This is a genomic window from Massilia sp. WG5 (genome assembly GCF_001412595.2).
Lineage (GTDB): Bacteria > Pseudomonadota > Gammaproteobacteria > Burkholderiales > Burkholderiaceae_D > Telluria.
Genome location: NZ_CP012640.2, coordinates 1,985,756 through 2,005,244, shown reverse-complemented (window position 1 = coordinate 2,005,244; position 19,489 = coordinate 1,985,756). Strand labels below are relative to the sequence as shown.

Below are 19,489 nucleotides of genomic sequence, written 5' to 3'. Positions count from 1 at the left end.
ATCAATTTACCCTTCGGCAACCATGGCTTCGTCGTATAACTACAACACTGTAAGGATATAAGATGAGCTTATGCGTCCAGGAATGCTGCGATCGCCTGTTTCGTGTCCGCGCCGAGCTCGTCGAACCTGGCCCCGACCTTGAATCCGACCGGCACGCCGGAGGTCGAGTGATGCACGATGTGGACCAGCGCGCGGTGCAGCAGCGCGCTGCCGGGCATCCTGAAGTGCAGCTGGCGCAGCTCGTCCTTGGTGATTGCCGTCGGGGACGCAAAACTGATGCCGCACTGGGAAATATCGAGCAGGACCACCGGTGTCCAGGAGCTCGTGCGCGCGTCCGCCAGATAGGCTTGCTCCCGTATCAGCTTGCGGGCGTGGACTCGCTGTTCTTTCAATGTGATTCCTTTGGAGGCGAAGGCCGCGAGTATATACTTTATTGCCCGACGGCAAGTAACGGGCGCTCTTATGCCGCTCTTATTCCTGATGAAACTCCTCTGCCGTCGAGAACAGATCCCAGGTCGCGATGAACAGCGCCGCGATCACCGGCCCGATCACGAAACCGTTCAGGCCGAACAGGGCCATGCCGCCGACGGTCGACAGCAGCACCACATAGTCCGGCATCTTGGTGTCCTTGCCGACCAGTAGCGGACGCAGCAGGTTGTCGACCAGGCCGATCACGAACACGCCGAAGGCGATCAGCACCACGCCCTGCCAGACCGAGCCCGTCACCAGGAAGTACACCGCCACCGGCGCCCACACGATGGCGGCGCCGACCGCCGGCAGCAGCGACAGGAAGGCCATCACCACTGCCCACAGCAGCGGCGCCTGCACGTGCAGGATCCAGAAGATCAGCCCGCCCAGCGCGCCCTGCGCCATCGCCACCAGCACGTTGCCCTTGACGGTGGCGCGGATCACGGTGGTGAAATTGTTGAACAGGCGCTTCTTGTAATTGAAACTGAGCGGCACCGCGGTCCTGATGCGCCCCGCCAGCGAATGGCCGTCGCGCAGCAGGAAGAACAGCAGGTAGAGCATGATGGTCATGCTGACCAGGAAATCGAAGGTGTTGCTGGCGAAGTTGAGGGCGTATTTGGCCGTCACCTGGCTGGCCTGGGACGCGACGCTGGTGAGCTTTTCCTGCAGCGAGGCCATGCTGGTGAGGTCGAAGCGATCGAGCAGGCCGACCAGCCAGTCCGGCAGCGCACCGATGATCTGGCTGAAGTAGCGCCCGAAGTCGACGTGGCCGGACCGCATCATGTCGACGATCCCGACCGCCTGCTGCACCAGCGAGGCGCTGATGAGGGCGACCGGAATGATCACCATCACCACGATCGACAGCAGGGTGAGCATGGCGGCAAGGTTGGGCTTCTGGTTGGTCGCGCGCAGCAGGCGCCGCTGCAGGGGAATGAACAGGATCGCCAGCACGATCCCCCAGAACACCGCGCCGGCATAGGGCGTCAGGATCCAGACGAAACCGATGGTGACGATAATCAGGAGGAAAAGAAAAACTTTTTGCTGGAGCGTATATTGGGTCATGAGCGAAGAATAATGCAATCTTGGAAAGATTGCATGTTCAGGAAAACCGTTCCTCTTGCTGTGTTGCATTCATGAAGCATGGGATTGCCTGCTGGCAGCCTGAGCGGTTAGCATCGTGACATTCGCGCGGCCGTCGTGCGTCCTGATGACCATCCCATGCGCCGATTCATCGCCTTCCTGTTGTGTGCACTCTGCCTCGGTGCATTGCCGTCGCGTGCCGCCACCTATACCTACCTGCGTCCGGAGTGGAGCGACCGCGACCGTGACCCCTATGGCGTGGCGCTGCTGAAGCTGGCCTTCGCCAAGGCCCATGCCTGCCATACCCTGGTGTACAGCGCCGAACCGATGAAGCAGGGGCGCGCCGTGTACGAACTGGCGCACGGGACGGGGGGGCTGGACATCATGCTCACCATGACCTCGGCGGAGCGCGAGGCGAAGCTGCTGGCGGTGCCGATCCCGCTCACCAAGGGCCTGCTCGGCTGGCGCGTCGCGCTGGTCCGGAAGGAGCGCCTGGCGCAGTTTGCAGAAGTCCGCACGGCGGAGCAGCTGAAGGCCTTTGTCGCCGGCCAGGGCCACGACTGGCCGGACGTCGGCATCCTGCGCGCGAGCGGCCTGCCGGTCCATGTGTCGTCGGCCTACGACGGCATGTTCAAGATGCTGGAGGCGAACCGGATCGATTATTTCCCGCGCGCCGTCCAGCAGGTGTTCGACGAGGTCGGACGTTATCCGGGCCTGGCGGTCGAGCCGCACCTGGTGCTGCGCTATCCGACCGACGCGTATTTCTTCGTCAACCGCACGAATGCCGGGCTGGCGGACGAGATCCGACGCGGCCTCGAAGCGGCCATCGCCGACGGTTCCTTCGACCGCCTGTTCTACAGTTATTTCGCGTCGAAGATCGCGGCCGCCGACCTGGAGCGGCGGCATGTGGTCGAACTGCCGAACCCCCAGCTCGCGGCCTTGCTGCCGCTGGCGCGCAAGTCGCTGTGGTTTTCGCTCGACGAGATGCGGCGTCCGGCGTTCAGGGCCGCGTTGAAGCCCGGCGCCGCCGAGACGCCGCCGCCCTGCACGCCGTCCGCGCCGCGCTGACACGCATTCAATACGCCATCTGGCGTTCCATGTACGCTTCGAACGCATCGCGCGGCAGGGCCTTCGAGTAGTACCAGCCCTGGATGTAGTCGCAGCCGAAGGTGGCCAGCAGGTCGCGCTGGGCCGCGTGCTCGACGCCCTCGGCGATCACTTCGATCCCGAGGCGGTGCGCCAGGCCGATGATCGCCTCCGTGACCGCCTTGTCGCTGCTGCCGTCCTCGGTCAGCTGGTCGATGAAGGACTTGTCGATCTTCAGATAGTCGACGTCGAAATTCTTCAGGTAGGCCAGCGAGGAAAAGCCGGTGCCGAAATCGTCGATCGACACCTTGGCGCCGGCCTGGTGCAGGGCGCCGAGGCAGCGCGAGACCTGGGCCGCATCGCTCACCAGCATCCCTTCGGTGATCTCGATGGTGATGCTGCGGCCCGCCGATTCCAGCTCGAGGATGCGCTCGAGCCAGCTCAGCCGGCGCTGGCGCTCGAACTGCATCGGCGAGATGTTCACGCTCAGCTCGATCAGGCAGTCGTATTTCTCGCGCCAGCGCGCGATGCTGGCGATGGCCTCGTCCAGCACCCAGTCGCCGATCTCGTCGATCAGGCCGGCCTCCTCGGCCAGCGGGATGAAGATGGCCGGGCTGACCGAGCCCAGTTCCGGGTGCTCCCAGCGCAGCAGGGTCTCGGCCTTGCGCACGCGCCCGGTGGCCGCCTCGACGATGGGCTGGTAGTACACGTGCAGCTGGCGCCGCGCCAGCGCCATGCGCAGCTCGTTGGTCAGGCGCAGCTTGCCGGCGGCCTGCTGCTGGAGCGCGTTGGTGAAATACTGGAAGTGGCCGCGGCCGGCGCGCTTGGCCAGGTACATCGCGTGTTCGGCATTCGCGAGGAGCTTGTCGGCCTGGACCTCGGCGGCATCGGCGACGTCGTCCGGATAGACGCTGATGCCGATGCTGGCCGACAGGTAGGCCAGCTCGTCGGCGCCTAGGCGCAGCGGCGCGGCCACCGCGTCGATCAGGGCGCCGGCGATGGTCTCCAGGTGCAGCCGGTGCTCACCCTGGCCGACCGCGATCGCGAACATGCCGCCGCCCAGGCGCGCCATGGTCGCATCGGCCGGAATGCGGCGCGCCATGCGCCGGGTCAGCTCGATCAGGGCCTCGTCGCCGCGCGCGTAGCCATAGCCGTCGTTGATGTCCTTGAAGCGGTCGATGTCGAGCAGCAGCACGCCCAGCCGGCGGCCGGCGCCCTGGGCCTTCTTCAGGTCCTGCTGCAGGCGGTCGAGGAACAGCCGGCGGTTCGGCAGGCCGGTCAGCGAATCGAAGTTCATCTGGCGCCAGATGACCTCGTCCTTCTGCTTCTGCTCGCTGATATCCTGGAACTGGATCACGTGGCGGTAGACGCGGCCGTCCGGATGCCGGATCACGCGGATGTTGACGAACTTCGCCGTGAAGCGTCCGTCCTTGTTGCGGTCCTGGATCTCGCCCTGCCAGTGGTCCTTGGCCGCCAGCTCCTGGCGCAGGCGCGCATAGAAGCCGTGGTCGTGCATGCTGGAGTCGAGCAGGGCCGGCTCGCGTCCCGCCACCTCCTCCAGCGTGTAGCCGGTCTGCGCCGTAAAGGCCGGGTTGACGTCGACGATGCGGTTCGCTTCGTCGGTGACCGCCACGGCTTCCGAACTGGTGCGGTAGATCATGTTCGCCATCCGCATCGATTCTTCCAGGTCGCGGCGCTCGCTCACGTCCTGCACGGTGCCGCCCAGCATCGTGCGGCCGTCCATCGTCATGGGCTTGCACAGCACGCGCACCCATTTGCGGGTGCCGGCGGGAGTGAGGACGCGGAATTCGAGGTCGAAGGGCTTGCAGAAGGCCGCGGCCTGGTCGAGCGCCTGCTGGGCCCGCGCCCGGTCGTCCGCGCCGTAGCAGGCCAGGCAGGCGGCCAGCGTCACCGGGCTGCCGGCGGGCAGTTCGTAGATCCGCACGATCTCGTCGGTCCATTCCAGGTGACTGGTCGCGGGATCGAGCTCCCAGGCGCCGATCCGGGCCAGGGCGCTCATCTCGGTGAGCAGCCGTTCCTGCCTGCGGATGGTGCGCTCGTGCTCGAGGCGCAAGCTCACGTCGCGCGCGACGCCCAGCACGCCCAGGATCTTCCCGTCCGGCTCCAGGATCGGGGTCTTGAGGGCTTCAAAGATGCGTTCCTTCGTATCGCCCGCCACCAGCAGGCGCTGTTCGTGGGCGAGAGGCTTGCCGATACGTATCGCTTCGAGGTCGGTGTCGCGCATCTGCCCGGCCGCGTCCGGCGGGAAGAAGTCGGCGTCGCGCCTGCCGACGATCTCCTGGCGCGGCTTGCCCACCATTTGTTCCAGCCGCGTATTGCAGGCCAGGTAGACGCCGTCGGGGTCCTTCAGCCAGATCGCATCCGGGCTGCTTTCGACCAGCGTGCGCAACTGCGCCTTCTCGCGTTCGAGTTCGGCGGTGCGGCGGCGGACCGCGCGGCGCACCGAGGTCAGCCAGACGACCAGCAGCAGCACCAGCCCGCCCAGCGCCAGCAGCGCCACCAGCAGGCGCTCGCTGTAGAGGACGAAGGGCAGGGTGCGGCCCATCCATTTGTCGTGCAGGGCATCGAGTTCGGCCGGCGTGATCTTCGCCATGCCGTCCTCGACCATGGCAAGGGTGGCGGCATCGTCCTTCCTGACGGCGCGCCGCAGGCTGTTGCTGGTGACGTCGAAGGCCTTGACGTAGCGGCGCTGCAGGCCGAGCTGGTACAGGCGGTAGTCGGCCGAATACTGGTCCATGCACAGCAGCTTGATGGTCTGGCTGGCGGCGGCGTCGACCAGGGCCTGGTAATTCGGGAAGATGCGCACGCGGCTGACGCCGGCATGCCGCAATTCTTCGGCACAGGCGTCGCTGGCCTGGACGCCCACGTCGAAGCCCTTCAGGCTGGCGATGTCGTGGACGCCGCCGATCGACGCGTCGGCATACACGGCGGTGACGACCGTCGTGTACGGCTTCGAAAAATCGAGTATGGCGCTGCGCTCCTGGGTGCGGAAGATCGGATCGATCACGTCGGCCTTGCCGCTGGCCAGCATCGGCTGGGCTTCGGCCCAGTTGACGCCCATGAGCTGGACCTGCCTGCCGGTCTTGTTCTGCCACAGGCGCCACAGGTCGACCGTGTAGCCTTCCAGCTGGCCGTCGGCGTTGCGGTGGACGAAGGGCGGATAGTTTTCGTCGAGCACGACGCGCAGGGGCGCCGCCGTCCAGGCAAGGCCCGGAAGGCACAGCACGGCAAGCACGATCAGGCGCACGTAAAGCATCGGTACGTCTCCCGGGAGTTGGCGTGACGATATCATGAAGCTCCCGGGCCGCTCCAGCGCACGCAAGGACGGCGGACTGCTCAGCCGTCCGGAGCGGCCGGCGCCTGCGCGGATTGCGCCTCGCGGAATTCGCGCTTGCGCAGGCTGCGGTTGGCGGCGACCACGCCGACGCCGACGATCGCCAGGCTCAGCATGGCGCCCAGCGAGGGCGCGGCCAGCCAGCGCAGCGACTGGTCGGGCAGTTCCGACGGCGCCTGCTGGGGCGGATCGGAATCCGCCTGCAGCGCGGCCGGCGCGGCCAGGCCTTCGCCGGCCAGGAAGGGCAGCAGTTCGCGCACGAAGGCGGCGGCATCCTGCGGGGTCCGGCTGGTGAGCAGGCGGCCGTCGCGTACAGTTTCCTTGTTGCACCAGGTCGCGCCGGCGTTCACCAGGTCGTCACGCACGCCCGGCCACGAGGTCAGGGTGCGCCCGGCGGCCAGGCCGGTCGAGACCAGCACCACGGCTGCGTGCGACATCGCCGCAATCGGCCTGGCGGCGGCATCGAAGCCGCGCACGAAGTCGCGCGCCGCGGCCGACTGGCGCAGCAGGTCGGGCGAGATGTAGCCGCCAGGAATGAGCAAGCCGTCGTAATCGGCGGCGAGGGCGCCGTCGACCTTCCTGTCGACCCGCACCAGGTCGCCCGGCTGGTGCCCGTGCATGCCGCGGATGCGGCCGGTGCGCAGGGCCAGCAGCGTGACCTGCGCGTCCGCCTCCTTCAGCGCCGCCAGCGCGATGTCCAGTTCCGCCTGCTCGACGCCGTCCGCCGCCAGCACGGCAATCCGCCTGCCGGCGAGTTTTCCGCTTGCGCTCATCGATTCCTCCGCTTGCTACGCTGTCGCTTCCTTGCTAGCAGAGTTGGCTGACAGCGCTTTAGTTCCGCTTGACCGGTTGATAAGGGCGCGCTTATATTTCTTTCATGACGACGACAAGCGCCTCCCAACTGATCGACGAACGCATCGCCGGCCTGGACGACTGGCGCGGCGCCGCCCTGGCCCGGATGCGCGGCCTGATCCGCGAAGCGATCCCCGACGTGGTCGAAAGCTGGAAGTGGATGGGCACGCCGGTCTGGGAGCACGGCGGCATCCTCTGCACCGGCGAATCCTACAAGTCGTGGGTCAAGCTGACCTTCCTGAAGGGCGCCGCGCTGGAGGATCCGGCCGGGCTGTTCAATGCCAGCCTGGACGGCAATGCGCGGCGCGCGATCGACATCCGCGAGGGCGAACAGGTCGATGCGGAGGCCTTCAAGGCGCTGATCCGGGCGGCGGCGGCGCTCAACGCCGCTTCGGCTGCGAACAAGGCGAAGCCGAAGCGCTCCAAAGCAGCCTGATTGCGGCGCCTACAGGGCCAGGATGTCGCGCCCGATCTCGCGGATCGAGCGCACGCCGGTCAGCACCATGTTGGTGCGGATATCCTTCTCGAACAGCTGGAACAGCTTGCGCACCCCGGCTTCGCCATGGGTGGCGAGTGCATACACGAAAGCGCGGCCGAGCAGCACGCCATCGGCGCCGAGGCCCAGCATGCGGATGACGTCGGTGCCGGTGCGCACGCCGCCGTCGGCGAAGATCGTCAGGTCGCCCTTGACCGCGTCGGCGATCGCCGGCAGCGCACGCGCCGAGGACAGCGCGCCGTCCAGCTGGCGGCCGCCATGGTTGGAGACGACGATGCCGTCGGCGCCGAAGGCCTTCGCGTCGCGCGCATCCTGCGCTTCGAGGATGCCCTTGATCACCATCGGGCCTTGCCACTCGTCGCGGATCCATTGCAGGTCGGACCAGCCGATGCCCGGATCGAAGTTGGCGGCCAGCCAGCCGATATAGTCCTCGAGGCCGGTGGCATGGCCGCGGTAGGCCGAGATGTTGCCGAGGTCGTGCGGACGGCCGCGCAGGCCGACATCGAGGGCCCAGCGCGGATGCATCATCGCCTGCCACATGCGGCGGCGCGGCCCGGACGCGCCGCTCATGCCGGAGTGGGCGTCGCGGTAGCGTGCGCCCGGCACCGGCATGTCGACGGTGAAGACCAGCGTGGTGGCGCCGAGTTCGCGCGCGCGCTGCAGCACGTCGCGCATGAAGCCGCGGTCCTTCAGCACGTAGAGCTGGAACCAGATCGGCCGCTTCGATGCGGAAGCCACTTCCTTCAGGGGGCACACCGACACGGTCGACTGGATGAAGGGGATGTTGCGCTCGGCGGCCGCGCGGGCCGCCTGCACTTCGCCGCGGCGCGCATACATGCCGGTCAGCCCCACCGGGGCCAGCGCGACCGGCAGGTCGTATTTCACGCCGAACCATTCGGTCGACAGGTCCAGTTGCTCCGAGCCCTTCAGCACGCGCTGGCGCAGCTTCACCTGCTGCAGGTCGTCGATGTTGGCGCGCAGCGTCTGCTCGGCGCCGGCGCCGCCGTCGAGATAATGGAACAGGAAGGGAGGAATGCGGCGCCGCGCGCCCTCCCGGTAGTCGGTTGCGGAAGAGATGATCATGGCTGAGGCTTATTGAGGCACCATGCCGGTCAGGACGTAGGCCTGCAGCAGCGTGATGAGACCGATGAAGATGGCGAACAGCAGGCTGTGCTTGACCGTGAAGCGGAACAGTTCCGATTCCCGGCCGACCAGTCCGGTGGCGGCGCAGGCGACCGCGATCGATTGCGGGGAGATCATCTTGGCCGTCACGCCGCCCGTGGTGTTCGCCGTGACCAGCAGCGTGTCGGACACGTGGATCTGGTGGGCGGTGGTGCTTTGCAGCGAGCAGAACAGTGCATTCGACGAGGTATCCGAACCGGTCAGGAACACGCCCAGCCAGCCCAGGAAAGGCGAGAAGAAGGGGAAGGCGGCGCCGGTGCCGGCCAGGACCAGGGCCAGCGTCGACGACATGCCGGAATAGTTGGCGACGAAGGCAAAGGCCAGCACCAGGCCGATCGACAGGATCGGGCGGCGCAGCTCGAGCAGGGTCTCGCCGAAGGCGGCCAGGGCGGCGCGCGGCTTCATGCGCAGCAGCAGGACCGAGATGATCGCGGTCAGCAGGATCGCGGTGCCGACGGCGGAGACGAGGTCGATCTTGAGCACGGCGTCGTAGGCTTTCGGGCTCGCGACGATCGGTGCGGTCTTCATGACCAGCTGGTCCAGGAAGGGGATCCTGAATTTGAGGATGGTGCCGGCCAGCGCGCCCTTGGCTGCGAACAGGGCCTTGAATGGCGGCAGGCTCCACACGGTCACCACCGCGGTCAGGATGAAGAAGGGCGCCCAGGCGCGGACGGTTTGCGCCGCCGAGTACGGCGAGGCCTTGCGGCTGGCCGGACGGGCGCCGCCTCCACCACCGGGGAAGCCGCCGAGGGCCGCGGCGCCGCCGCTGGCGACCACCTGGGCGCCGGCCCTGGCGCTGGCCGGCTGCCAGATCTTGAGGAAGACCGTCAGCGAGAACAGGCAGACGAGCGCCGAGGTAATGTCCGGCAGTTCGGGGCCGATGAAGTTGGAGGTCAGATACTGGGTCACCGCGAAGCTGCCGCCGGTGACCAGGGCCGCCGGCCAGACTTCGCGGATGCCGCGCAGGCCATCCATCATGAACACCAGCCAGAACGGCACCAGCAGCGACAGCAGGGGCAGCTGGCGGCCGGCCATGGCGCCGATCTGCATCGGGTCGATGCCGGTGACCTGTCCCGCCACGATCATCGGAATGCCCATCGCGCCGAAGGCGACCGGCGCGGTATTCGCGATCAGGCACAGGCCGGCGGCGTAGAGCGGGTTGAAGCCCAGCCCGACCAGCAGCGCCGAGGTGATGGCCACCGGCGCGCCGAAGCCGGCCGCGCCCTCCAGGAAGGCGCCGAAGGCGAAGCCGATCAGCAGCAGTTGCAGGCGCTGGTCATCGGTGATCGACAGGATCGAGGCGCGGATGATCTCGAGCTGCCCGGTCTTGTCGACGATCTTGTAGAGGAACACGGCAGTGACGATGATCCAGGCGATCGGCCACAGGCCGTAGGCAAAGCCATAGCCGGCCGCCGCCAGCGCCTGCGGCACCGGCATGCCGTAGGCGAAGATGGCGACGCCGAGCGCCAGCAGCAGGGTAATGGCCGCGGCCACATGGCCCTTGATGCGCAGGGCGGCCAGGGCGATGAAAAAGAAAATGATGGGAATGCCGGCAGCCAGGGCGGACAGCCCCAGGCTGCCGAGCGGTGCGTAAATCTGGTTCCATGCTTGGTGCACGCCAGTCTCCTCAGAAGAAATTGAATTGTCACTGCTAATTTTTTGCGTTTTATTGTTGTTGTCAGCATAATTCCACCATCTGCGATGCATAACAAACTGGTTGGACCAGTTGCTGGTAATGGAAAGAAATGCGAGGGAACACATGCGCGGACGCGTGGAAGAAATCGTGCGCCGGCTGGAGATGGCGCTGCTGGACGGAAGCTTTCCGGCGAATGCGCGGCTGCCCTCCGAGCGCGCGCTGGCGGCGCAGTACGGGGTATCGCGCAACACCGTGCGCGAGGCGATCCAGCGCCTGGCTGCGCGCGGACTGGTGCGCAGCCGGTCGGGCTCCGGCGCCTTCGTGACCGACCAGCTGCGCACCAGCAGCGCCTCGCCGTGGGGCCAACTGGTTGCCGATCATCCGGCCGTGCGCGACGACATCCTGGAGTTTCGCCGGGTGCTGGAGGGCGCGACCGCCTACTTCGCGGCGCTGCGCGGCAATGCGGACGACCACGAACGCATCCGCGGCCTGCTGGACCAGCTGGAGTCGGCCCGCCGCGCCGACGACAAGGCCGCCGAGGCGAGCGTGGATTCGAAGCTGCACGAGGCAATCGCGCTGGCCTCGCACAACACCATGTTCCTGCACCTGCACAGCAGCATCCTGAACATGCTGCGCGAGCACATCACGATCAATAACACCAGCCTGCGCGAACTCGAACTGGACGAAGAGGTGTCGGGAGCTTTGCTGTCGCAGCACCGTTCCGTGTGCGAAGCGATTTGCGAACGCCGTCCGGAAGAAGCGCGCACCGCCATGCAGAGCCATATCGACTTCGTGCGCAAGCGCATTGCCTAGGACGCCGGATCGGCGGGAACTGGTCCAACCAGGGCGAAAAACCAGCTTGTCCCGAGCGCTGCCGTTTATTGTTCAGCTTGCTTCGGCCGCGCCGCCCACCAGGATGACGCCATCCTCGACCCGGGTCCGGATCAGGCAGTCGCGCCCCGTCGCATGTCCCTGGCGCACGCTCACGCCGCGTCCCAGCGCCACCGCGAGGGCGCCGGCCGCGACGCCGGTGGCGCTGTCTTCCAGGGCCGGGTCCAGATGGTTGAAGTTGCGGCCTTCGACCGTGCCCTCGTCCAGCCGGCACCAGGCATAGACACCGTTCACGCCCTCCCGCCGGCCCCAGGCGACGATCCCGGCCAGGTCGGGCGCCAGTGCATACAGCGTGTCCCGGTCCTGCAGCTCCACCAGCAGCTTGGGACTGCCGACCGAGGCCACGCGCGGCGCCGACGCCAGGTCAAGGCCCGGCGCGCCCAGCAGGGCCGCCACCTGTTCCGGCGCGACCACGGGCTGCGGCGCCGGCTGCGGCGCCAGCTTCACGAAATACGCAGCGCCTTCGCGCGCGAGGGGCAGCACTTGCCCCGTCATGGCGGTGCGCACGGCGATCCCCGCGCCGGCCTGGCCGGGGCCGGAGCCGCGGCCGAGCAGCAGGGCGGCCACCGCCAGCGTCGCATGCAGGCACAGCGGGCTGCGCATGTGCGGATAGAAGTAATCGACCTCGACCGCATCCCCGGCCTGGGCAAGAAAGACGCAGGTGGTGTTGCGCGCGCCAGCGAAGGCCTGGCGCGCGGCCAGGTCCATGCCGTCGTTCTCGATCACCAGCGCGGGGTTGCCGTCGCCCGGCTGCGCCCCGAAGCATTTGAATGTTTGTACGTGCATGTTTCGCAATTGCCGAGTCGTCAGTTATACTGTGTTTTTATACAGTATTCTCTTTTGTTAAGACAATTGTAGATCATTTGCCCTGACGCACGATGCCATCAGAACCACCGCCATCGCCGCCACCTTCATCGATCCAGGCGCCGCAGGGACTGCACCTGGGCCTGCCCCAGTATGCGGAGCTGTTCTGCCTGTCGAACTTCTCCTTCCTGCAGGGGGCCTCGCATGCGGAAGAGCTGGTGGCGCGGGCCGTGCAGCTGGGCTATGCGGCGCTGGCGCTCACCGACGAGTGCTCGCTGGCCGGGGTCGTGCGCGCGCACGCGGAAGCGAAACAGGCGAAGCTGCCGCTCATCATCGGCGCGCATTTCCACCTGGCGCAGCCGGAGATTTCCCTGATCCTGCTGGCGCAGAACCGCAATGGCTACGGCAACCTGTCGGAGCTGATCACGCTGGGGCGCACCCGCAGCGAGAAGGGCAGTTACCTGCTGCGTCCCGCCGATCTGGAAAGCGGCATGGAGGATTGCCTGGCGATCCTGCTGCCCGTCTATCCCGGCCACGACCAGGCCGGGGTCGACCGCCTGCACGCCCAGGCGGCCTGGCTGGCGCTGGCCTTCCCGGGCCGTGCCTGGATCGGCCTGAACCTGCTGCACCGCGCCTTCGACGACGCCCACCGCGCCACCGTCGAGGAAGTCGGCTGGCAGCACGGCCTGCCGATCGTCGCGCTCGGCCACGTGGTGATGCACGTCCGTTCGAGGAAACCCTTGCAGGACACCTTGAGCGCAACGCGGATCGGCAAGCCGGTTGCCGAATGCGGCTACCAGCTCGCCCCGAACGCCGAGCAGCACCTGCGCTCGCGGGTGCGGCTGGCGAACATCTATCCGCGCGCGGCGCTCGATGAAACCCTGCGCGTGGCGAAGCTGTGCACCTTCTCGCTGGACGAGCTGCGCTACGAATACCCGGACGAGGTGGTCCCGTCCGGCCATACGGCCAGCAGCTACCTGCGCAGCGAGACCTGGATCGGCGCACACCGGCGCTTCCGCGACGGCATCCCGGCCAGGGTGCAGGCGCAGATCGAGCACGAGCTGGCGCTGATCGCCGAGATGCGCTACGAGCACTACTTCCTGACCGTGTACGACATCGTGCGCTTCGCCCGCTCGCAGCACATTCTCTGCCAGGGCCGCGGCTCGGCCGCCAATTCCGCGGTGTGCTACTGCCTCGGCATCACCGAAGTCGACCCCAGCAGGGCCAGCCTGCTGTTCGAACGCTTCATCTCGAAGGAGCGCAACGAGCCGCCCGACATCGACGTCGACTTCGAGCACCAGCGGCGCGAAGAGGTCATCCAGTACATCTACCGGAAATACGGCCGCACCCGCGCGGCGCTGGCGGCGGTCGTCATCAGCTACCGCCCCAAGAGCGCGCTGCGCGACAGCGGGCGCGCGCTCGGCATCGACCTCGCCATCGTCGAGAAGGTCTGCAAGCAGCACCACTGGTTCGACGGCAAGGCCGACCTCCTGAACCGCCTGGCCGAGAGCGGCCTCGATCCGGAAGCGCCGCTGTCGCAGCAGTGGGCTTCGCTGGCGCAGCGCCTGCTCGGCTTTCCGCGCCACCTGTCCCAGCATCCGGGCGGCTTCGTGATGGCGCGCGGGAAGCTGTCGCGCCTGGTGCCGATCGAGAACGCGACCATGCCGGAGCGCAGTGTGATCCAGTGGGACAAGGACGACCTCGAAGAGCTGGGCCTGATGAAGGTCGACGTGCTGGCGCTGGGCATGCTGTCGATGCTGCGCCGCGCCCTGCAGCTGGTCGGCCAGCGCCATGGCACCGTGTTCGAGATGCAGGACATCCCGGCCGACGATCCTGCCACCTACCGCATGATCCGCGCGGCCGACACCGTGGGCGTGTTCCAGATCGAATCGCGCGCGCAGATGAGCATGCTGCCGCGGATGAAGCCGCGCGCATTCTACGACCTGGTGATCCAGGTGGCGATCGTGCGCCCGGGGCCGATCCAGGGCGGCATGGTGCATCCCTACCTGAAGCGGCGCGAGCAGAAGGAGCCGGTGGTGTATCCGAGCCCGGACATGAAGGTGGCGCTGGAGCGCACGCTGGGCGTGCCGATCTTCCAGGAGCAGGTGATGCAGGTGGCGATCCTGGCGGCCGGCTTCACACCCGGCGAGGCCGACCAGCTGCGGCGCGCGATGGCGGCCTGGAAGAGGAAGGGGGGACTCGAGAAGTACTACGAGCGCATCGTCGGCGGCATGCTGGCGAAAGGCTACGACATCGGCTTCGCGGAGCAGATCTTCAGCCAGATCCAGGGCTTCGGCGAATACGGCTTCCCGGAATCGCACGCGGCCAGCTTCGCGCTGCTGGCCTATGCCAGCTCCTGGCTGAAGTGCCACGAGCCGGCGGCCTTCCTGTGCGCGCTGCTGAACAGCCAGCCGATGGGCTTCTACAGCCCTTCGCAGCTGGTGCAGGATGCGCGCCGCCATGGCATCGAGGTGCGTCCGGTGGACGTGGCGGTCAGCGGCTGGGAGTCGGCGCTGGAGGAGCACGACGATCGAGGCAAGGAAACCGGGGCTTCCCAGCCGGCGGTGCGTCTCGGCCTGCACATGCTGCGCGGGCTGGCGCGCGAAGCCGCCGAACGCATCGAGATGGCGCGCGCGATCCGGCCTTTCCTCGATGTGGCCGACCTGGCGCGGCGCGCCAGCCTGGACCGCGGCGACCTGCAGGTGCTGGCCGCCGGGAATGCGCTGGCGCTGCTTGCCGGGCACCGGCGCCAGGCGCTGTGGCAGGCGGTGGGAGCGGTGCCGGACAAGGACCTGCTGCGTCCGGCCGGACTGGAAGAGGAGGCGCCGGTCCTGGCGGCGCCGAGCGAGGGACAGGAAATCGTCGGCGACTACCGCGCGCAGGGGCTCACGCTGGGCCGCCATCCGCTCGCGCTGCTGCGGCCGCAGCTACTGGCCAGGCGCTTCCTGCCGGCCGAGGTGCTGATGGATTTCGCCAACGGCCAGCTGGCGCGCGCCTGCGGCATCGTCACCGTGCGCCAGCGCCCGGGCACGGCCAAGGGCGTGCTGTTCCTGACCATCGAGGACGAGACCGGGAACGTGAACGTGATCGTGTGGGCCAGCCTGGTCGAACAGCAGCGCAGGGAAGTGCTGAATGCGCACCTGCTGGGCGTGTACGGGATCTGGCAGAGGGAGGGAGAGGTCAGGCACCTGGTGGCCAAGCGCCTGGTGGACATGTCGCACCTGCTGGGGAGTCTGGATACGCGGAGCAGGGATTTTTGTTAGCCTTGAACGTCGTCCCCGCGGAGGCGGGGACCCAAGTCCGGCGGCGTTTCGACTGCGCTGGCGGCACTTGGATTCCCGCCTTCGCGGGAACGACGGCACGGATTAGAACTCTTCCCAATCCCCGGCAGCCACCGGCTCGTTGCGTTTCACCGTCTTGGCCGCAGCCACCTTCACCACCGGCTTCGCGGCGCGCGGCAGGGCCGGGCGGACCGGGGCGGCTTTCGCCTGCACGGGCGCAGCCACGGCGCCGAGATCGTGCGCACGGTCCAGCTTGAACACGCTGACCACGTCGGCCAGCTTGGCGGCCTGGTCCTGCATCGAGGTGGCGGCGGCCGCCGCTTCTTCGACCAGGGCCGCGTTCTGCTGGGTCACATGGTCCATCTGGGTGATGGCGCTGTTGACCTGCTCGATGCCGCCGGTCTGTTCCTGGCTGGCGCTGGTGATCTCGGCCATGATGTCGGTCACGCGGCGGATGCTGCCCACCACTTCTTCCATCGTCGCGCCGGCGCGGTCGACCAGCTTGGTGCCGGCGTCGACGTTGGCCACCGAGGCGGTGATCAGTTCCTTGATTTCCTTGGCCGCAGCCGCCGAGCGCTGCGCCAGGTTGCGCACTTCCGAGGCCACGACCGCGAAGCCGCGACCCTGTTCGCCGGCGCGCGCCGCTTCCACCGCGGCGTTCAGCGCCAGGATGTTGGTCTGGAAGGCGATGCCGTCGATGACGCCGATGATGTCGGCGATGCGCTGCGAGCTGTCGTTGATCGCACCCATGGTGGTGATGACTTCGCCGACCACGGCGCCGCCCTGGGTCGCCACTGCGGAGGCGGCGATGGCGAGCTGGTTGGCCTGGCGCGCGTTGTCCGCGTTCTGGCGCACGGTGGTGGTCAGTTCTTCCATCGAGGCCGCGGTCTCTTCGAGGGCGCCGGCCTGCTGTTCGGTGCGGCTTGAGAGATCGAGGTTGCCGGCACTGATTTCGCGCGAGGCGGTGGCGATGGTGTCGGTGCCGCCGCGCACCTGGCTGACGATGCCCACCAGGCTGTCGTTCATGTGGCGCAGGGCGCGCAGCAGGGCGCCGGTCTCGTCGCTGCTACGAACTTCGATGTTGTGGGTCAGGTCGCCGCCGGCCACGGTCTCGGCCACGGCGACCGCTTCGCGGATCGGCTGCACGATGCCGCGGGTGAGCATCCAGGAGATGACGCTGCCCAGCGCGACCGCGCAGGCGCACAGGATCATGATCAGGTTCGTGCTGCTGTCCGCGTTAACGTCGATGGCGCCGGCGGTATCGTTCATGCTGGTGCGCTGCATGTTGACCAGGTCCTGCAGCAGGTCCTGGTACTTCTGGGCGGCCGGGGTGAATTCCTTGTCGAGGATGCGCGCCGCTTCCTCGGCATTGCCGTCGGCCTTGGCCTTGACGGTGCCGTCGCGCGACGCGCTGTAGACCTTGCGCTGCTCCAGGATCTTCGCGAACAGCTCCTTTTCAGGGCCGCTGGCGGCGATCAGCGGTTCGATCTGCTTGAGCAGCTCGGCGGCCTTCTTCACCGAGGCGGCCGAGTCTTCCTTGAAGTAGGCGCCGAGCGAGGGATCGCTGCTCTTGGCGATCGCGGCGGTGCGGCGGATCGAGGCGAAGTTGAGGGTGTACCAGTCGGTGATCAAACGTTCCTTGGCCAGCGGCACGGCCATCATCGCCTTGGTCTTGTCGGCGATCTTGTTCATGCGCCAGGCGCCGACGGCGGAAATGGCCACCGTCATCGCAAGAATGAGGGCAAAGCCGAGTCCCAGGCGTTTGCCGATCTTGATGTTTGCAACGAGTCCCATCGATATTCCTTATCTTGTACGGCTAGAAAGTTCGGATTGTACGGTGGGGTAGTTGCCTGAAGGAATTAAAAAATACGCTTTGGAAAAACTTTTGCAACATTTTGTAGGTATTATCCGACAACGACGGGGAGGAATTGTTAAATTGGACATTGTTACAATTTGACTGATCTGTTAGGCTGGGAAAAGGCGGCATGTCATCCCTGCTGTTTCATTCACCCAAATAACGTGAAGTTTTTCCCCATGACCCCATCCAGCATTCTCCGCAATACACTGTTCCTGGCCGGACTCATCGGCGGCGCCGCCAGCGCGGCCCAACTGCCTGCACCTTTCGCCGAACAGCTGAACGCCAACTACCCGGCGATCGAAAACCTGTACCAGGACCTGCACCGCAATCCGGAACTCGGCTTCGACGAACACAAGACCTCGGCCAAGCTGGCCGAGCTCGCCAAGAAGCTGGGCTTCGACGTCACCACCGGCGTCGGCGGCACCGGCGTGGTCGCGATCCTGAAGAACGGCCCCGGCCCGACCGTGATGCTGCGCACCGAGATGGACGCGCTGCCGGTCCAGGAAAAGACCGGCCTGGCCTTCGCCAGCAAGGCCACCGGCAAGAGCGCCGCCGGCGAACCCACGCCGGTGATGCACGCCTGCGGCCACGACCTGCACATGTCGGCCTGGTACGGCACCGCCAAGCTGATGTCGGACAACCGCAAGGCCTGGAGCGGCACCCTGATGCTGGTCGGCCAGCCGTCCGAAGAGACCGTGCGCGGCGCCGAGGCGATGCTGAAGGACGGCCTGTTCAAGCGCTTCCCGAAGCCTGACTACGCGCTGTCCTTCCACGACGACGCCACCATGCCGTCGGGTACGATCATGTACCACGCCGGCCCCTTCCGCGCCTCGTCCGACGTCGTCAACATCACCGTCTTCGGCCAGGGCGGCCACGGCGCCGTGCCGCACGAGGCGCGCGATCCGATCGTGATCGCATCGCGCATCGTGCTTGCGCTTCAAACTCTTGTTTCTCGCGAAAACAACCCGATCGACCCGCTGGTCATCACCGTCGGCAGCATCCACGGCGGCACCGTCGCCAACATCATCCCGGACCAGGTCAAGCTGTCGCTGTCGGTGCGCACCTTCAAGCCGGAAGTGCGCCAGCGCGTGCTGGCCAGCATTGCGCGCGAAGCCAAGGGCGAGGCGATGGCCGCCGGTGCGCCGAAAGAGCCGCTGGTCGAAGTCAAGCCGGGCACCGATTCGGTCTATAACGATCCCGAGCTGATCGGCCGCATGGTCAAGGTGGTCGAAGGCGCCGTCGGCCCCGAGTTCGTGAAGGAGATGCCGGCCAAGATGACTTCGGAAGACTTCTCGCAATACGGCCAGCAGCCGGGCGTGAAGGCAGTCCTGCTGCACGTGGGCGCGGTCGACGCGAAGCGCCTGGACGCCGCCAGAAAGGCCGGCCAGCCGCTGCCGGGCACCCACTCGCCGCAGTGGGCGCCGGACTTCAAGCCGACCGTGACCAATACCATCAAGGCTGAAACCGCGATCCTGCTGGATCTGATGGCGCCGAAGAAGTAAGCGTCAGCCGTCGCCCCTGCCTGCGCCGGGGCGACGGACTATGCGCTGATGTATTCGGTGACCGAGACGACGGTCGTGTCCCGCATGCGCCTGACGGAAAAGATGTAGCCGCCCAGGCTGTCCCACGAACACTCGCCCGATGCCGGGGCCGTTCCATCCCTGCAGATGGCGCGTTCGCCGCGGCGCGGTGCAAGGCCGTGCGCCTTTCCGAGAAATTCCCCGACCCCCGACAGGCGCCCCGGCGGCGCAGCCGTCCTGAGCTTGCCGATTTCGGCGCGCGCAAGGTCGATCCATTCGTCGTCGGTCCGTTCGTGCCGCCGGTCGCGCGGCAGCTGCAGCGTGAGCGAGGTCGTCACGGCATCCACGCAGCTGCTCTGGCGGATGGCGATGCGCAGGCCGGGGCGCAGCTGCGCCGTTTCCTGCATTTCGTTCCCGTCTTGCCGGGACAGCGTCTGGGCGGCGTAGGCCCCGGGCCGCAACAGGGGCTCGGGCGCCCGCAACGGGCATTCGTCGGCGGCGGAAGCGGACGCCGCTGCGCAGAAGCCGAGTGCGGCGAAAAACAGCCGGCGCCCGCCCATCACGCAGGCTGCGTGCCGTAGTAGCCGTGCACCGCGCCGGCCCATTCGAGGTCGGCCATGTCCGGCCAGTGGTCGGTATCGAAGCCGGGCGCGTCGTCGATGCGCGCCTTCTGGATGTCCATCATGAAGCGCTTGTGCCCGGGATCGAGGCTCAGGGCCTGCCAGGGCACCGCGATCAGTTTTTCGCCCAGTCCGACGAAGCGGCTGGACGCCATCACCGCATAGGCGATCGCGCCGGTGCGCATGTCCACCATGAATTCCTTGATGACGCCCAGGTGCTCGTTCTGCAGGTTATGGACATGGTCGCCGATCAGGGTGTTCGCGCCCATCAGTTCCGGGCCCGGTCCCTTGCCGTGCTTGTTCTTGTACATGCCGTAGTCGTCTCTTTCCTCGTAGGACATCTCTTCCTCCTGTATTCGG

At 67.1% G+C, this 19,489-nt stretch carries 15 protein-coding genes; 5 read left to right on the top strand and 10 right to left on the bottom strand.

Annotated elements, in window-relative coordinates:
• Positions 1 to 68 precede the first annotated feature (68 nt).
• Positions 69 to 392 (bottom strand): PilZ domain-containing protein, encoded by a 324-nt coding sequence (locus tag AM586_RS08925; RefSeq protein ID WP_047823705.1) that lies wholly within the window; start codon positions 390 to 392, stop codon positions 69 to 71.
• Positions 393 to 471: 79 nt separating this feature from the next.
• Positions 472 to 1,530 carry an AI-2E family transporter gene (locus AM586_RS08920; protein WP_047823707.1) on the bottom strand — a complete coding sequence of 353 codons (1,059 nt, stop codon included), beginning with the start codon at positions 1,528 to 1,530 and terminating at the stop codon, positions 472 to 474.
• Positions 1,531 to 1,686: 156 nt separating this feature from the next.
• On the opposite strand from AM586_RS08920, the gene AM586_RS08915 reads away from it, so the two are divergent.
• Positions 1,687 to 2,616 (top strand): ABC transporter substrate-binding protein, encoded by a 930-nt coding sequence (locus AM586_RS08915; RefSeq protein ID WP_197416395.1) that lies wholly within the window; start codon positions 1,687 to 1,689, stop codon positions 2,614 to 2,616.
• 7 nt (positions 2,617 to 2,623) lie between these two features.
• On the opposite strand, the gene AM586_RS08910 is transcribed toward AM586_RS08915, so the two are convergent.
• Both AM586_RS08910 and AM586_RS08905 read right to left on the bottom strand, forming a co-directional pair.
• Positions 2,624 to 5,911, bottom strand: coding sequence for an EAL domain-containing protein (locus tag AM586_RS08910; RefSeq protein ID WP_052233396.1), 3,288 nt, complete (start codon positions 5,909 to 5,911; stop codon positions 2,624 to 2,626).
• Positions 5,912 to 5,991: 80 nt separating this feature from the next.
• A complete protein-coding gene (locus tag AM586_RS08905) occupies positions 5,992 to 6,762 on the bottom strand; it encodes a type 1 glutamine amidotransferase domain-containing protein (RefSeq protein WP_047823709.1) in 771 nt (256 codons plus the stop codon).
• Between the two features lie 104 nt (positions 6,763 to 6,866).
• Here AM586_RS08905 and AM586_RS08900 point away from each other — a divergent pair, with 104 nt between their 5' ends.
• Positions 6,867 to 7,277, top strand: a complete 411-nt coding sequence (locus AM586_RS08900) for a DUF1801 domain-containing protein (protein ID WP_047823711.1) — start codon at positions 6,867 to 6,869, stop codon at positions 7,275 to 7,277.
• A 9-nt stretch (positions 7,278 to 7,286) separates the two neighbouring features.
• On the opposite strand, the gene lldD is transcribed toward AM586_RS08900, so the two are convergent.
• Both lldD and AM586_RS08890 read right to left on the bottom strand, forming a co-directional pair.
• On the bottom strand, positions 7,287 to 8,420 hold the full coding sequence (gene lldD / locus AM586_RS08895; RefSeq protein ID WP_047823713.1) for an FMN-dependent L-lactate dehydrogenase LldD: 1,134 nt from the start codon (positions 8,418 to 8,420) through the stop codon (positions 7,287 to 7,289).
• Between the two features lie 9 nt (positions 8,421 to 8,429).
• Complete coding sequence (locus tag AM586_RS08890; RefSeq protein WP_047823715.1) at positions 8,430 to 10,136, bottom strand: lactate permease LctP family transporter; 1,707 nt, start codon at positions 10,134 to 10,136, stop codon at positions 8,430 to 8,432.
• 142 nt (positions 10,137 to 10,278) lie between these two features.
• Here AM586_RS08890 and AM586_RS08885 point away from each other — a divergent pair, with 142 nt between their 5' ends.
• Entirely contained in the window at positions 10,279 to 10,968 is a 690-nt protein-coding gene (locus AM586_RS08885) for a FadR/GntR family transcriptional regulator (protein WP_229412954.1), read from the top strand.
• 72 nt (positions 10,969 to 11,040) lie between these two features.
• On the opposite strand, the gene AM586_RS08880 is transcribed toward AM586_RS08885, so the two are convergent.
• A complete protein-coding gene (locus AM586_RS08880) occupies positions 11,041 to 11,832 on the bottom strand; it encodes a PhzF family phenazine biosynthesis protein (protein WP_047823720.1) in 792 nt (263 codons plus the stop codon).
• Positions 11,833 to 11,924: 92 nt separating this feature from the next.
• Here AM586_RS08880 and AM586_RS08875 point away from each other — a divergent pair, with 92 nt between their 5' ends.
• On the top strand, positions 11,925 to 15,113 hold the full coding sequence (locus AM586_RS08875; RefSeq protein WP_082439719.1) for an error-prone DNA polymerase: 3,189 nt from the start codon (positions 11,925 to 11,927) through the stop codon (positions 15,111 to 15,113).
• A gap of 102 nt (positions 15,114 to 15,215) precedes the next feature.
• On the opposite strand, the gene AM586_RS08870 is transcribed toward AM586_RS08875, so the two are convergent.
• Positions 15,216 to 16,925 carry a methyl-accepting chemotaxis protein gene (locus tag AM586_RS08870; RefSeq protein WP_047823722.1) on the bottom strand — a complete coding sequence of 570 codons (1,710 nt, stop codon included), beginning with the start codon at positions 16,923 to 16,925 and terminating at the stop codon, positions 15,216 to 15,218.
• Between the two features lie 240 nt (positions 16,926 to 17,165).
• Between AM586_RS08870 and AM586_RS08865 the strand changes: the two genes are divergently transcribed.
• The gene (locus AM586_RS08865; protein ID WP_047823723.1) at positions 17,166 to 18,491 is read left to right on the top strand and encodes an amidohydrolase; all 1,326 of its coding nucleotides are present in this window, start codon (positions 17,166 to 17,168) and stop codon (positions 18,489 to 18,491) included.
• Positions 18,492 to 18,529: 38 nt separating this feature from the next.
• Here the strand turns inward: AM586_RS08865 and AM586_RS08860 are convergent, their stop codons facing one another.
• Both AM586_RS08860 and AM586_RS08855 read right to left on the bottom strand, forming a co-directional pair.
• Entirely contained in the window at positions 18,530 to 18,916 is a 387-nt protein-coding gene (locus AM586_RS08860) for a hypothetical protein (RefSeq protein WP_156328134.1), read from the bottom strand.
• Positions 18,917 to 19,068: 152 nt separating this feature from the next.
• Entirely contained in the window at positions 19,069 to 19,470 is a 402-nt protein-coding gene (locus tag AM586_RS08855) for a PRC-barrel domain-containing protein (protein ID WP_047823728.1), read from the bottom strand.
• Between the last annotated feature and the right edge of the window lie 19 nt (positions 19,471 to 19,489).

Excerpts from the sequence above, each read along its gene's own strand:
- AM586_RS08920 (WP_047823707.1), bottom strand. The coding sequence starts at position 1,530 with ATGACCCAATATACGCTCCAGCAAAAAGTTTTTCTTTTCCTCCTGATT.
- AM586_RS08915 (WP_197416395.1), top strand. The coding sequence starts at position 1,687 with ATGCGCCGATTCATCGCCTTCCTGTTGTGTGCACTCTGCCTCGGTGCA.
- AM586_RS08910 (WP_052233396.1), bottom strand. The coding sequence starts at position 5,911 with ATGCTTTACGTGCGCCTGATCGTGCTTGCCGTGCTGTGCCTTCCGGGC.
- AM586_RS08905 (WP_047823709.1), bottom strand. The coding sequence starts at position 6,762 with ATGAGCGCAAGCGGAAAACTCGCCGGCAGGCGGATTGCCGTGCTGGCG.
- AM586_RS08900 (WP_047823711.1), top strand. The coding sequence starts at position 6,867 with ATGACGACGACAAGCGCCTCCCAACTGATCGACGAACGCATCGCCGGC.
- lldD (WP_047823713.1), bottom strand. The coding sequence starts at position 8,420 with ATGATCATCTCTTCCGCAACCGACTACCGGGAGGGCGCGCGGCGCCGC.
- AM586_RS08885 (WP_229412954.1), top strand. The coding sequence starts at position 10,279 with ATGCGCGGACGCGTGGAAGAAATCGTGCGCCGGCTGGAGATGGCGCTG.
- AM586_RS08880 (WP_047823720.1), bottom strand. The coding sequence starts at position 11,832 with ATGCACGTACAAACATTCAAATGCTTCGGGGCGCAGCCGGGCGACGGC.
- AM586_RS08875 (WP_082439719.1), top strand. The coding sequence starts at position 11,925 with ATGCCATCAGAACCACCGCCATCGCCGCCACCTTCATCGATCCAGGCG.
- AM586_RS08870 (WP_047823722.1), bottom strand. The coding sequence starts at position 16,925 with ATGGGACTCGTTGCAAACATCAAGATCGGCAAACGCCTGGGACTCGGC.
- AM586_RS08865 (WP_047823723.1), top strand. The coding sequence starts at position 17,166 with ATGACCCCATCCAGCATTCTCCGCAATACACTGTTCCTGGCCGGACTC.
- AM586_RS08860 (WP_156328134.1), bottom strand. The coding sequence starts at position 18,916 with ATGCAGGAAACGGCGCAGCTGCGCCCCGGCCTGCGCATCGCCATCCGC.
- AM586_RS08855 (WP_047823728.1), bottom strand. The coding sequence starts at position 19,470 with ATGTCCTACGAGGAAAGAGACGACTACGGCATGTACAAGAACAAGCAC.